11 protein-coding genes are annotated in these 13,829 nt (G+C 66.3%); 8 read left to right on the top strand and 3 right to left on the bottom strand.

What is annotated here, in order from left to right; translation table 11 throughout:
* Positions 1 to 12: 12 nt before the first annotated feature.
* A complete protein-coding gene (locus RE429_RS16580; protein ID WP_414471813.1) occupies positions 13 to 906 on the top strand; it encodes a YgfZ/GcvT domain-containing protein in 894 nt (297 codons plus the stop codon).
* A gap of 105 nt (positions 907 to 1,011) precedes the next feature.
* Positions 1,012 to 2,964 (top strand): PAS domain S-box protein, encoded by a 1,953-nt coding sequence (locus RE429_RS16585; RefSeq protein ID WP_414471814.1) that lies wholly within the window; start codon positions 1,012 to 1,014, stop codon positions 2,962 to 2,964.
* A 304-nt stretch (positions 2,965 to 3,268) separates the two neighbouring features.
* On the opposite strand, the gene RE429_RS16590 is transcribed toward RE429_RS16585, so the two are convergent.
* Positions 3,269 to 4,039, bottom strand: a complete 771-nt coding sequence (locus RE429_RS16590) for a calcium-binding protein (protein ID WP_414471815.1) — start codon at positions 4,037 to 4,039, stop codon at positions 3,269 to 3,271.
* A 393-nt stretch (positions 4,040 to 4,432) separates the two neighbouring features.
* On the opposite strand from RE429_RS16590, the gene RE429_RS16595 reads away from it, so the two are divergent.
* From RE429_RS16595 to RE429_RS16615, 5 genes are read left to right on the top strand one after another with little or no spacing between them, the layout of a single operon-like run.
* Entirely contained in the window at positions 4,433 to 5,041 is a 609-nt protein-coding gene (locus tag RE429_RS16595) for a DNA-3-methyladenine glycosylase I (RefSeq protein ID WP_414474227.1), read from the top strand.
* Positions 5,042 to 5,632, top strand: a complete 591-nt coding sequence (locus RE429_RS16600) for an HD domain-containing protein (protein WP_414471816.1) — start codon at positions 5,042 to 5,044, stop codon at positions 5,630 to 5,632.
* Positions 5,633 to 5,636: 4 nt separating this feature from the next.
* Positions 5,637 to 6,155 carry a tyrosine phosphatase family protein gene (locus tag RE429_RS16605; protein ID WP_414471817.1) on the top strand — a complete coding sequence of 173 codons (519 nt, stop codon included), beginning with the start codon at positions 5,637 to 5,639 and terminating at the stop codon, positions 6,153 to 6,155.
* Positions 6,156 to 6,208: 53 nt separating this feature from the next.
* The gene (locus RE429_RS16610; RefSeq protein WP_414471818.1) at positions 6,209 to 8,911 is read left to right on the top strand and encodes a DUF2339 domain-containing protein; all 2,703 of its coding nucleotides are present in this window, start codon (positions 6,209 to 6,211) and stop codon (positions 8,909 to 8,911) included.
* 37 nt (positions 8,912 to 8,948) lie between these two features.
* The gene (locus tag RE429_RS16615) at positions 8,949 to 9,197 is read left to right on the top strand and encodes an exodeoxyribonuclease VII small subunit (protein WP_414471819.1); all 249 of its coding nucleotides are present in this window, start codon (positions 8,949 to 8,951) and stop codon (positions 9,195 to 9,197) included.
* A 109-nt stretch (positions 9,198 to 9,306) separates the two neighbouring features.
* On the opposite strand, the gene RE429_RS16620 is transcribed toward RE429_RS16615, so the two are convergent.
* Both RE429_RS16620 and RE429_RS16625 read right to left on the bottom strand, forming a co-directional pair.
* On the bottom strand, positions 9,307 to 10,509 hold the full coding sequence (locus RE429_RS16620; RefSeq protein WP_414471820.1) for a glycosyltransferase family 61 protein: 1,203 nt from the start codon (positions 10,507 to 10,509) through the stop codon (positions 9,307 to 9,309).
* 9 nt (positions 10,510 to 10,518) lie between these two features.
* Positions 10,519 to 11,763: an O-antigen ligase family protein gene (locus RE429_RS16625; RefSeq protein ID WP_414471821.1), complete on the bottom strand. Its 1,245-nt coding sequence runs from the start codon at positions 11,761 to 11,763 to the stop codon at positions 10,519 to 10,521.
* A gap of 140 nt (positions 11,764 to 11,903) precedes the next feature.
* Between RE429_RS16625 and dxs the strand changes: the two genes are divergently transcribed.
* Positions 11,904 to 13,823 (top strand): 1-deoxy-D-xylulose-5-phosphate synthase, encoded by a 1,920-nt coding sequence (gene dxs, locus RE429_RS16630; protein WP_414471822.1) that lies wholly within the window; start codon positions 11,904 to 11,906, stop codon positions 13,821 to 13,823.
* Positions 13,824 to 13,829: the final 6 nt, after the last annotated feature.

The raw sequence follows: 13,829 nt of genomic DNA on the forward strand, positions 1-13,829 counted from the left end.
CTGGAGCGGGACATGCCGTCAGTCCATTTAGCCGACCGGGGCGTGGTAAGGGTTTCGGGCGAGGACGCCAAGAGTTTTCTGGACGGCCTCGTCACCTGCGACCTCGACCGGGTCTCGCCGGAGGCCCCGCGTCTCGGCGCCCTGCTGACGCCCCAGGGCAAGATCCTGTTCGATTTCATCGTCTTTCAGGCGCCCGACGAGATCGGCGGGGGCTATTATCTCGACACCTTCAAGGTCTTCGCCCCCGATCTCGCCAAGCGTCTGCGCTTCTACAAGCTGCGGGCCAAGGTCACGGTCGAGGACATGTCGGAGACCATGGCGGTCGTGGCGGGATGGGACGAAAGCAAGCCCGACGACGAGGTCGGCCTCGTGGCGCAGGATCCCCGCGTGCCCGAACTCGGCTGGCGCGCCGTCGTGGCCGCGCAGGACGCGGGCGAGTTCGACAAGGCCCCGGCCACGGCCTACCACGCCCACCGAATCGGGCTCGGCGTGCCCGAGGGCGGGCGCGACTTCCTGTTCGGGGACGCCTTTCCCCATGAGGCGCTGATGGATCAGTTGCACGGCGTCGATTTCGACAAGGGCTGCTATGTGGGGCAGGAGGTCGTCTCCCGCATGCAGCACCGGGGAACGGCCCGGACCCGCCTCGTACCCGCCGTCTACGAGGGCGGCTTCGCGGCCGAAACAGGTGTCGAGGTGACGGCCGGCGACAAGGCGCTCGGCAAGACCGGAACGGGGGTCGAGGGACGAGGCCTCCTGATGATCCGCCTCGACCGCGCCGCCGACGCCCTGGCGGCCGGGCACCCCATCCTGGCGGGAGGAATTCCCGTCCGTCTCGAAAAACCGCACTGGGTGAACTTTCCCTACCCAGGGGAAGATGTTACTTCGTCGGTGGTCGGACCGGCTTAGGAGTCCATTCCAAGGAACCGGATCAATCGAAACTGCGTTAGCCGCGAACGGATCTCTCACGCGCCGGAAGTCATGCGCGGAGGCGCCTTTTCCAAGGGTTTCTCGATGATTGCTGTAAAAGCGCACGAGACGGCGCGGGACAAGGAACGATTTCAGCTTCTTGTCGATGCCGTCACGGATTACGCCATCTATATGCTCGATCCGAACGGGATCATCGCAAGTTGGAACTCCGGGGCGCAGCGCTTTAAAGGTTATATCGAAAGCGAAATCCTCGGAGAGCACTTCTCCCGCTTCTACACGGACGAGGATCGGGCCACGAACCTGCCGCAGCGCGCCCTCGAGACGGCTGCCCGCGAGGGCAAGTTCGAGGCCGAAGGCTGGCGCGTGCGCAAGGACGGGACCCGCTTCTGGGCGCATGTGGTCATCGACCCGATCTGGGACCGCAATCGCAACCTCCTGGGCTACGCCAAGATCACCCGCGACCTCACCGAGCGCCGCAAGGTCGAAAACGCCCTGAAGGAGAGCGAAGAGCGCTTCCGTCTGCTGGTGCAGGGCGTTACGGATTACGCCATCTACATGCTCGATCCCGAGGGCCACGTCTCGAACTGGAATCCCGGAGCGGAGCGCATCAAGGGCTACACCGAAGACGAGATTCGCGGCCAGCATTTCTCCCGCTTCTACACGGACGAGGATCGGGCCACGAACCTGCCGCAGCGCGCCCTCGAAACGGCTGCCCGCGAGGGCAAGTTCGAGGCCGAAGGCTGGCGCGTGCGCAAGGACGGGACCCGCTTCTGGGCCAACGTCCTCATCGACCCGATCTACAACAACTTCGGAACGCTGATCGGCTTCGCCAAGATCACCCGCGACATCACCGAGCGCCGCGACGCGCAGGAGGCGCTGGCCCAGGCTCAGGCGGCGTTGTTCCAGTCGCAGAAGATGGAAACCGTCGGGCAGCTGACGGGAGGCATCGCGCACGACTTCAACAATCTCCTGACGATCATCGTCAACAACCTGGACCTGTTGACCCGCAACGTGACCGGCGCCCGGGAGACCCGCCTCATCGAAAGCGCGCAGCGTGCGGCCGAGCGGGGCGCGAAGCTGACCCAGCAGCTTCTGGCCTTCTCGCGCCGTCAGCCTCTCCAGCCGGCGCTGCACGATCCGAACGCGCTGATCGTCGGCTTCGAGGCGGTCCTGCGCCGGGCCTGCGGCGAGATGGTGAAACTGAGGCTTTCCCTTCCCTCCCGCATCAGCACGATCAGCGTGGACGGGGCTCAGTTCGAGGCCGCCCTTCTCAACCTCGTCGTCAATGCCCGCGACGCCATGCCGGAGGGAGGCGACCTGACGATCTCACTCGACGACACCGCCCTCGACGGGCCGAGGGCGGCCGCCAAGAACATCCCGCCCGGTCCCTATGTCCGCCTGACGGTCCGGGACACCGGCTGCGGCATGACGCACGAAGTCGCCTCGCGGGTGTTCGAGCCCTTCTTCACCACGAAGGAAATCGGCAAAGGCACGGGCCTCGGCCTGAGCCAGGTCTATGGCTTCATCACCCAGTCGGGCGGGTATATCGAACTCGAGAGCGAACCGGGCCGCGGCACCGCCGTCGCCATGCTGCTTCCGTCCCATGGCGACGGACAGGGTGATCCGGGCGAAGAGGATTTTGCGGAGACGATCAGGCCCACCCGCGACACCGCCGGGACCGTGCTGATCGTCGAGGACGAACCCGCCGTGCTGGATGTGGCCACGGAGATCTTCGACAGCCTCGGATACGACGTGCTGACCGCCTGCGATTCGACACAGGCCGTCGAGGTGCTCGAACGGGACGTGCCCATCGACGTGCTGTTCAGCGATGTGGTCATGCCCAACGGCATGAACGGCTTCGAATTGTCCCGCAAGGCTCGCGAGCTCAGGCCCGGCATCAAGGTTCTGCTCGCCTCCGGCTATCCCATGTCGGCTCTGCCGTCGGAAGGGTTCGAGGAGGGCGTCTCCTTCATCAGCAAACCCTATCGCTGGACTGAGCTGGCCGACAAGCTCCGCACCCTGCGGACCAGCTCCTGAGCATCCCTCCACGACCTTATTCCGGCGCGGTTCGTGAAGGCGTGGGCGGCCGCATCGAGTGCGGCCATGGCGGTGAAAGACCACGACGGGAACGGAGCCTCATCGCCGACCGGGACCCGGCCCGCCGGGTCTGCGATGCTCTACGGCATCGGACGTGACATCGGGCCTACATCCGATGCTGTCAGTCTGTGGTTTTCTGAGCATCTTTCCACGCAAAACCGGTTCCCACTTTTCACGTCCGATGCTCTCCTTGCTCGAGCATCTTTCCACGCAAAACCGGTTCCCACTTTTCACGTCCGATGCTCTAGACCAGGATGAAGTTGTGGGCGGTGAGACGGTGGAAGCCGACGAGATCGATCTCACCCATGATCGGCGGGTTCCAGGTCGGGTCGGAAGCACTGCGGAACTGCACGATCGTGTGCCCGCCGATATGATCGTAGCGGACCTGCAGGCCCGTGCTGTCGTCGAACTGAGCGGTGCCGAGAAACTTCGGAGCGCCCGGTGTGAGGAAGGGACTGAGGAAGTTCTGATAGTTCGAGAGATCGATCACATCCTTCCTGTCCTCGAAGTCGAGGATCACGTCCCGCCTGCCCTCGCCGGGAGCACTCGTGGAGACATTGGTAGGGCCGGTGACGCCGACCCAGAAGCGGAAAGTGTCCTCGCCCCGGCCGCCGAAAAGGGTATCGCAGCCCTTCGATCCGTCGAGGACGTCATTGCCGTTCCCGCCGCTGAGGAAGTCGTTGCCGTTGTCGTATTCGATGTCGCCGCCGACGAGCGTGTCGTTTCCGTTGCCGCCGAACAGCCTATCGCTGCCGGAACTGCCGAACAGACGATCATTGCCGTTGTCGCCGAAGAGCCAATCGGAGTCTCCGATGGCGAGATAGCTGCCCGACACGATATCATCGCCATTGCCCGCATGGATCTCGTCGTGCCCGCGGCCGCCGCTGATGGTATCGTCGCCATTGCCGCCGAAGATGGCGTTCCGGTCGGTTGCGGACGGGGTGCCCGATACGCCCCTGGAATGTTCCGTCGGAGAAATCAGATCGCCGCGGCTGGTGCCGAAAACTCGTGCCATGTCATCCCCTCCAGAAATCTGAGTGTCTGCCATGCCCCCGCGCAGGGATTATAGCCGGTTCGGGATCGCGGACCTGTTGGGCAATGGCCGTACCCCATGCGGATCACGCTCGCATCCCGCAGAGAGATTGCGCATGGGGCGGCGTTTCCGTCCGCGCCACCGGAGGAAAGGCGCCGCCGTGATCCATGGGATCAGGATTTTCGACTGGTCGCGCCCCGATGCTCCACTCCTTAAATGGCGCATCGTTCGGAGCGGGCCCGGAGGGACGCGTCAACGACCCGAAGGGCCACGTTCGTGAAAACCGGGTCCACTTTTCGCTCGCGCGGCCCGCTGGGTCCGCACGATGCGCTATCGGATCTTCCCGTTTGCATCGAGGCCCGCTACACCTTTCCCATGACCGATGGACTGATCCTTCACCCCGACGACAAGCACCGCTGCTGGTGGCCCGGCACGGATCCCTTCTATGTCGCCTATCACGACACCGAATGGGGCGTGCCCGAGTTCGACGACCGGGCCCTCTTCGAGAAGCTCATTCTGGACGGCTTCCAGGCGGGCCTCTCCTGGATCACGATCCTGCGCAAGCGCGAGAATTTCAGGAAGGCTTTCGCGGGCTTCGATCCTGCCGTGATCGCGCGGTTCGACCGGTCGCATGTGGAAACGCTCATGCTCGACAAGGGCATCGTGCGCAACCGCGCCAAGATCGAGGCGACGATCGCGGGCGCGCGCGCATGGCTCGGCATTCAGGAGCGGAAGGGCTTCTCCGCCTTTCTCTGGGATTTCATCGACGGGCGCCCGATTCAGAACAACCTGATCAGCCGCAGCCACGTCCAGGCGGAAACGGACGTCTCGCGGCGCATCTCCAAAGCCCTGAAGGCGGAAGGCTTCAACTTCGTCGGCCCCACCATCGTCTATGCCTTCATGCAGGCGGTCGGCATGGCGAACGATCACCTCGTCGGCTGCTATCGCCACGCGGAATGCGCAGCACTCGCCGAGACGCTCTGAATGGCGAAGGAACCTCGCGTCTGGCAGCGGATGCTCTCCGGCCGCCGCCTCAACCTGCTCGATCCCTCGCCTCTCGACGTGGAGCTCGACGACATCGCGCACGGTCTCGCCCGCGTCGCGCGCTGGAACGGCCAGACCATCGGCGGGCACATCTTCTCCGTGGCGCAGCACAGCCTTCTCGTCGAGGCCATCGCCGGTCATCTCGCTCCGGACATGCCGCGGGCGACGCGCCTTGCGGTGCTCCTGCACGATGCGCCGGAATACGTGATCGGCGACATCATCTCGCCGTTCAAGGCCGTGATCGGCGACGCCTACAAGGCCATCGAGGCGGGACTGCTCGGCGCGATCCACCTGCATTTCGGATTGCCCGCGGCCCCGAGCGCCGCCCTGAAACGCTTCATCAAGCGGGCTGACCGGCAGGCCGCCTATCTCGAAGCGACCCATCTCGCGGGCTTCGGGCGCGAGGAAGCGATCAGGTTCTTCGGACGCCCCGAGCCGATGCCCCGCAACGTTCAGGCGCTTCTCGACCCCTGGCCCGTGGCCGAGGCGGAGGAACGGTTCCGCGAGCGCGTTCTCGCGGTTCTGGTGTGACGCCATGCCGACGCTCCATGTCTGTCCCCTCTCCAGGCTGAAGGAGACGGTCGCCTCCATCGGCCCGAGCCATCTGGTGAGCCTCCTGGGCAAGGGCGCGAGCGTGGAGCGGCCGGACATCATCGCGCCGGACCGTCATCTCGTGATCGGTGTCAGCGACATCGTCGCGCCGATGGACGGGCATGTCCTGGCCGGACCCGAGCACATGGAGAGGCTTCTCGCCTTCGTTCGCGCCTGGGACCGGGACGCCCCCCTGCTCTTCCATTGCTGGGCGGGAATCAGCCGCTCGACTGCGGCGGCCTATATCGCCGCCTGCGCTCTCGCGCCCGAGCGGCACGAGGGCGAGCTTGCCCTTGCCTTAAGGGCAGCCGCCCCGTCGGCCACGCCCAATGCGCGTTTCGTGGCTCTTGCCGACGAACTCCTCGAACGCCGCGGCCGCATGGTGGAGGCTATCCGGGCCATCGGCCGGGGAGCGGAGGCTATGGAGGGAGCCCCCTTCATGTTACAGATTAACAGGGGCTAGAGCGATTCCATCCGGACGAGGGCTGCCCCGAGGCTGAATCCGGAGGGGCTTTCGTGGACGACGCGTTGATCGGCTTTGCCATTCTTCTGGCTGTTCTCATCGGGATCGGCGCTCCTGTGACAGCCGTCATCGCCGTGGTCCTGGCGCACCGGTCGCGGCGGGAGCTGCGCGGCCTTCTGCTCCGCCTCGACCGGGTCGAGGCGGAGCTCCGGGCGCCGCGCGGGACATCCGATGCCGTTCTCGGGCAAGGACCCGCCATTCCTGCGGAACCGGTCCCGGCCCAGCCGATGCCGGCCGCCCCGCCCGAGGCCGAGGAGGTCAGGCCGGCCTCCGTTCCGCCGATCTCCGCCGCCGCGGCCCGGCCGGCCCCGCCCCGCCAGGACCTGGAGGAAACGCTCGGCTCCCGCTGGGCCGTGTGGGTCGGGGGCGTGGCCCTCGCCCTCGGTGGCATCTTCCTCGTCCGCTATTCCATCGAGCAGAACCTGCTCGATCCCCGGACCCGCATCGTGCTCGGCATTCTCTTCGCCCTCGCTCTCGTCGGGACCGGCGAATGGATGCGCCGCCGCGAAAGCGGCTTCGACCTGCCTGGATTGTCGAGCGCCAACGTGCCGAGCATCCTCACGGCGGCGGGCATCTGCACGGCCTTCGCTTCGGCCTATGCGGCCTATGCGCTCTACGGCCTCATCGGCCCCGGCACCACCTTCGTGACGCTCGGTCTCATCGCAGTTCTCGCCATGGTAGCCTCGACGCTCCATGGACCGACCCTGGCCGCCCTGGGCCTGCTCGGCGCCATGGGAAGCCCGCTCCTTGTCTCCTCGGACGAACCGCAGCCCTGGGCGCTCGTAGTCTATCTCGCCTTCGTGGTCCTGCCCGCCTATGGCGTCGCGCGGCTCCGGCTCTGGCGCTGGCTGGCGCTTGCGGCCGCAACCGGCGCGCTCCTGTGGACCACGCCCATCTTCTTCATCGGCGAGGCGAACGGCCTTCCGGCCATGGTGCACCTGGTGCTCCAGGCGGGCCTTGCCGCCTTCTTCCTCGCCGTCGATCCCTATCGCCACGTGCCGGACGACGAGGCGCTGACCGACAGAGCCGCCGGCGTGGTCCTGCTGGCCTTCGCCATGGCCGGTATCCTCGTGACGGGCACCATCGGGGCGGGAGACGGGCGGCCCGTCTTCGTGAGCGCCCTGGCGCTCGTTCTCCTGGCCGCAGGCATCCGCATCGCCAATGTCTCGACGGCGGCCGCGAGCAGCGCCGTTCTGGCGGCCGGGGCGCTGGTGGTCTGGCCCCTTGCGGGCGAGCTTGGGAATGCCCCGGAGAACCTGTTCTATCAGAGCGGGGATGTCTTCGCCGTCCGCCCGTATGCCCTCGATATCTATCTCCTCCTGGCCGCACTCCTGCCATCGGCGATCGCCGGGGCGAGCCTGTGGCGGCTGGCGCGGTCCCGGGGCCTGCGCCTGCCGGTCGCCGCCTGGTATGCGGCGGCGGCGGGCCCTGGTCCGCTTCTTGTCCTGGTCGCCGCCTATTGGCGGGTGACCGCGTTCGAACGCAGCCTCTCCTTCGCTCTCGTGGCCGGCATTCTGGGCCTCGTCTTCGTGCTTGCCGCCCAATGGCTCATGCGGCGCGGGGCAACCGACGAGGATGCGGCCATCCGCCTCGGATTGGGGTCCACCGCGTCGGCTGCTCTCGGCGCCGTGGCGCTCGGCCTGACCTTCGCGCTCGAGAAAGGCATGCTGACCGTCGCCTTCGCGCTATCGGCCCTCGGAACGGCCTGGGTCGCGGAGCGCATCGCGATCCCGGCCTTGCGCTATGCGGTGGGTGCCATCGGCCTCATCGTGCTGGGGCGGCTGATCTGGGATCCCACCATCGTCGGCGGCGATCCGGGCCCGGTGATCGTGAACTGGCTTCTCTGGGGCTACGGGGTTCCGGCCGTCTCGTTCTGGCTGGCGGGACGCCTGCTGGAGCGGAGCGGCCGCGACCGGGTCGTCCAGCTCGCCGAGAGCCTCGCCATCGTCTTCGCGGCCTTCCTGGTCTTCTTCGAGATCCGCCATGTCCTCCATGCAGGCGACCCGCTGGCGGCCGATTTCAGCCTGCTGGAGGCCGGCCTCGTGGCGACCGAGAGCCTCGCCTTCGCGATCCTGCTCACGCGGATGAGCGTCCGGCGCCCCGACCCGGTCTATCGATGGGGGTCCCTGATCTTCAAGGCGGCGTCGTTCGGGCTCTCCGCCATCGGGCTTCTTCTGGTCGAAAATCCGCTCATCTCGGGGCATGCGGTGTCGGGCGGAACCGTCTTCAACAGCCTGATCCTCGCCTATCTCCTGCCCGCGATCCTGGCCGGAGCGCTGGCCTTGACCGAGCGGCGCGCCAGACCCTGGATCCATGCCCTGGCCACCGCGATCCTGAGCCTCGTTCTGCTGAGCGCCTATGTCGGGCTGGCCATCAGGCGGATTTTCATGGGCCCGGAGCTTGCCGGCTGGAGGGGCCATACTCAGGGCGAACAATGGAGCTATTCCGTGGCGCTGCTCCTCATCGGCGTCGCGCTCCTCGGCTCTGGGATCCTTCGCGGCAACCGCTTTGCACGCATCGCCTCGGCGGTCTATCTTGTGCTGGCCGTCCTGAAGGTGTTCATCGTCGACCTGTCCCATCTGGAAGGCGTGATGCGGGCCTTGTCATTTATTGGCCTCGGGCTTGTTCTCATCGGGATCGGCCTCGTTTATCAGAGGTTCCTCGTCCGACGGCCGAGCAATGCCGCAATCTCGTGAGATGGCGGAACGACAACGATTTTTGACGGATAGCTGCATGACCGACACCACTTCCATCAAGACCCTCCCCTTCGAAAAGGCCCTGGCCGAACTGGAGGAGATCGTGCGGCGTCTCGAACGTGGCGACGTGCCGCTGGAGGATTCCATCGCCATCTACGAGCGCGGAGAAGCCCTCAAGAAGCATTGCGAGCAGCTTCTGAAGAAGGCCGAGGCCCGGATCGAGAAGATCACCATCGGACCCGACGGGGCCGCCTCCGGCGCGGCGCCCCTGGACGTCGACGCCTAGCGCATCGTGCGAAAAAGTGGATCCGGTTTTTCGCCAGAACGATGCGCCCCTGCAGGAGTGAGCATCGGATTCGATCCCAAAAGTGGATTCCACTTTTGGGTCCGATGCTCTAGCGCATCGGACGCCGTTCGAGAATGGCATCGACCTCCCGCAGGACGGCTGCGGGGTCGATGCTGAAGGCCTGCTTCGGGCCCTCCGGTTCCCCGACGACCGGCTCGTAATCCGCTCCCGCCTCGGCGGCCCAATGGAGGCCGGTGCTTTTGCGGGCATTCTGGGCCATCAGTTCGATCAGCAGAGGCTGGCGGCGGGCCCAGAGAATGTTGGCGAGACCCGCCCCGTGGACGGCCATGACGGTTTGCGCCTCCCCGAACCAGTAGATCTGCTCGTGATGGTTCGACCAGGACGCCTCGACGATCCTGAACCCTCGAGCCCGCAGGCCTTCGATCAGTTCGGCCTCCCCCGTCACCTGGCGCAGTCGCGTCTGGCCGCGGGTGAGATAGATCCGGGGCGCGGCCTCCGGACGCGGGCGGTCCGCATAGGCCGCATCGAAGACGGAGCGGGCATACCCCAACGCTTCGGGCGTCGCGAACACCCGCTCGAGATTGCAGCAATGGCTGCGCGCATAGAGGTATCGCCTGGCATGGACGCGCTCCCACGGAGCGAGCTTCACATGGCTGACGGGCACCCCGATCCCTCTCAAGCCTTCGATGAAGCTCTGCACCATCGGGTTGACCGTTCGGGCCGTGACGATGGTGAGCGCCTCGCCGGGAGCGAGGACCTCGCGGTGAAGGGCGTAGGCCAGAGGCATCAGCACGTCGGTGAGCAGGTGACCGTAATGCTTGTAGGGCGGAATCGCGACAACGGCGCCCTCCACATGCCGCGTGCTGAAGGCCGCCGGGGCGGGATAGGCGAAGTGCCAGTTGCTGTCGGCGGTCGTATCGAAGGCGAGCTGTTTCCCGGTGGCGGAATCGACCGGGGTCAGCGTATGGCCCGGGACCAGGACATCCGCCACGAAGGCGATCACCCGATGGGCCGTGTCCGGATCCGGGAACCGGCAATGCGCATTCACGACGTCGACATCATGAGAGCGGACGAAGGCCCGTTGGCGGCTGTAGCGCTCCTTGAGGAGATTGAAGGAGCGGACGCTGTCCTCCTGGAGATCGACCCTCGCCGCATCGGGCCAGCCGAAATCCGGGAAGAAGGACACGGCTTTTCGAAGCACCGGATAAGGGCCGGTCACCCCCTTCATCACCCGGAAGGCGATCGGTTTGACGTCGAACTTGCGGTGAAGTGTCGAATGATGCCTTGCCATGGAGTGCCGTCAGATCTGTCGGAGCTCACCGGTGCCGGGTAAAGGGGCGCCCCCTTCCCTCCGGGTCGTCGCCTGGTTCGAGCCCAGAACCAGAAAAAACGGCAACCAGAGAAAGAGGTAATGCATATTGAAGAAGGCGAACGGATTCGACAGATCCGTTCCCATATAGCCGAACGAGAAGAGGAGCGAGGCCAGGCCGAAGAAGCGCAGCGAACGGTCCTCCTGCCGGGTCAGCTGCCTGGCGTAGAACCCGATCATCGCCCAGAATGCCAGGAGGGCCACGAGACCGTAATACATGGCGACCCCGAAAAGACCGTTATGAGGGTGGCTCATCCAGGTCTTATCGAACCGAAAGCTCGGGCCGGTCCCGAGCATGGGGTGAAGAGCGATCTGCTCGCGCACCCAGCCCCAGATTTCGCTCCGGAACGACGGACGGCACCAATCGGCGTCGCTGTCGCAGATCGCGGCCTTGATCATCGGCTCAAAAAGGCCGAGGCCGGTGACCACGAGCCAGACGCCGCCACAGGCAAGAAGCACGGCGGCCGTCCCCCCGCGCCTGCTGAGCCAGAGCGCCAGCGGCAAGGCCAATGCGAGGGCGATGATCGGGGCGCGGCTTTGGGTCCAGGCCAGAGTCGTCAGCAGCGCGAGGATCAGGACGAAGTGCAGTGACGTAACCCTGCGCATGGGCGGGCGGTCGAGCCATAATGCCACGAAGGCGATCAGGGCGACGGCGAGGCCGCCGGCGCCGGGAATGGGATTGCGTCCTCGTCCGATGGGAACCAAGCGGTCGAAGAGGTCGTCGGCTGAGACAATGTGCAGCAGGAGCGCCGCGCATGCGCTTGCCCCGCCGGCAATGGCGACGACGGACAGAATCTGCCTCGTGCTCAAGGCGCGCGAGACCTGGGCCATGGACAGGAAGAACGCCCCCAGGAGCACGAGATTGAAGAAATCGGATATGTTGTATCCCGGTCCGCCGATGATGCCCCCGAGCGCAACCCACGCGCTGAAGAAAACACCGAAGGGAACCAGCGAGGCGCTCTGCCTGAACGCGGCTGCACCGGCTCCGCTGAACAAGGCCAGGATGGCCATCAGAACGATCGTGCCGACGGGAAGAGCATGCCCCCGGACGAAGAAGGTCGCCACCACGAAAACGAGGAAAGCCGCCACGCTGACGGAATGGGACCAATCCCGACCCGCATGTTGCTTTCGCAGCCAGAGAGCAGCATATGTCAGTCGGGACGAGACGGAGAACATCGGAAGCGGCATCCTCTTCCCGACATGGGACTTGGGATATTGTTTCTGGCCGTCTACCATCTGGCTTCTTTGCTTTCAACCTTTACGGCGCTGCCAAGCTTGGGCTCCCGGCGAAGGACATCCTGGATTCTGGTGACTACGTGAGCGCAACGCATACACCTCTTCTCGACACGATCGTGACGCCTGAGGATCTTCGTCAACTCTCGGAAGGGCAGCTGCGGCAGGTTGCGGACGAGTTGCGGGCGGAGACGATCGGCGCGGTGTCGGTGACCGGCGGGCATCTCGGGGCCGGGCTCGGCGTGGTCGAGCTCACGGTCGCGCTGCACTACGTGTTCGACACCCCGCGCGACCGCCTGGTCTGGGATGTCGGCCATCAGGCCTATCCCCACAAGATTCTCACCGGCCGCCGCGCCCGGATCCGCACCCTGCGCCAGCCCGGCGGGCTGTCCGGCTTCACCAAGCGGGCCGAGAGCGAGTACGATCCCTTCGGGGCGGCCCACACCTCGACCTCGATCTCGGCCGGCCTCGGCATGGCCGTGGCGCGCGACCTCGCGGGCGGGACCAACAACGTGATCGCGGTGATCGGCGACGGCGCCATGTCGGCCGGCATGGCCTATGAGGCGATGAACAATGCCGGCGCCTTGCATTCGCGCCTGATCGTGATCCTCAACGACAACGACATGTCGATCGCCCCGCCCACCGGCGCGATGTCGTCCTATCTTGCCCGCCTGGTCTCGGGCGGCACCTATCGCGGCATCCGCGAGACCGCCAAGCAGCTCGCCCAGAAGCTGCCGAAATTCCTCTACGAGAAGGCGCAGCGCGCCGAGGAGTTCGCCCGCGGCTTCTGGACCGGCGGCACCCTGTTCGAGGAGCTCGGCTTCTACTATGTCGGCCCGATCGACGGCCACAACCTCGATCACCTGCTGCCGATCCTGAAGAACGTGCGCGATGCCGAGACCGGGCCGATCCTGGTCCATGTGGTGACCCAGAAGGGCAAGGGCTATGCCCCGGCCGAAGCCGCCGCCGACAAGTATCACGGGGTGGCCACCTTCGACGTGGTGACCGGGGCGCAGACCAAGGCCAAGGCCAATGCGCCGGCCTACACCAAGGTGTTCGGCGAGAGCCTGATCGCCCAAGCGCGCCGGGACGACAGGATCGTCGCGATCACGGCCGCGATGCCGTCCGGCACCGGGCTCGATCTGTTCGGCAAGGAGTTCCCGGCCCGGACCTTCGATGTCGGCATCGCCGAGCAGCATGCGGTGACCTTTGCGGCCGGCCTGGCGACCGAGGGCTACAAGCCGTTCTGCGCGATCTACTCGACCTTCCTGCAGCGGGCCTATGACCAGGTCGTGCACGATGTCGCGCTCCAGAACCTGCCGGTGCGCTTCGCGCTCGACCGGGCCGGGCTGGTCGGGGCGGACGGGCCGACCCATGCCGGGGCGTTCGACCTCGCCTATCTCGGCTGCCTGCCCAACCTGGTGGTGATGGCGGCCGCCGACGACGAGGCCGAGCTGGTGCACATGGTGGCCACGGCCGCGGCCCATGATGCCGGCCCGATCGCGTTCCGCTATCCGCGCGGCGAGGGCGTCGGGGTCGATCTGCCGGACGAGGGCGTGCCGCTGGAAATCGGCAAGGGCCGCCTGGTGCGCCAGGGCAGCCGCATCGCCCTGCTGTCGCTCGGCACCCGGCTGGCCGAGGCCCTGAAGGCGGCCGAGGAGCTCGAGGCGCGCGGGCTCTCGACGAGCGTGGCCGATGCCCGCTTTGCCAAGCCGCTCGACACGGCGCTGATCCTCGAGCTGGCCCGCCGGCACGAGGTGCTGGTCACCGTGGAGGAGGGCTCGATGGGCGGCTTCGGGGCTTTCGTGCTGCAGCTGCTCGCCGAGCACGGCGCGCTCGATCGCGGCCGCCTGAAGGTCCGCACCATGGTGCTGCCCGACCTCTACCAGGACCACGACAAGCCCGAGCGCATGTACGCCAAGGCCGGCCTCGACGCCGCAGGGATCGTCACAAAGGTCTTCGAAGCGCTCGGCACGGACGAAGCTCGCCAAGCGCGAGCCTGATCCGCC

The sequence above is a fragment of the Microvirga sp. M2 genome (assembly GCF_047497095.1).
GTDB lineage: Bacteria > Pseudomonadota > Alphaproteobacteria > Rhizobiales > Beijerinckiaceae > Microvirga.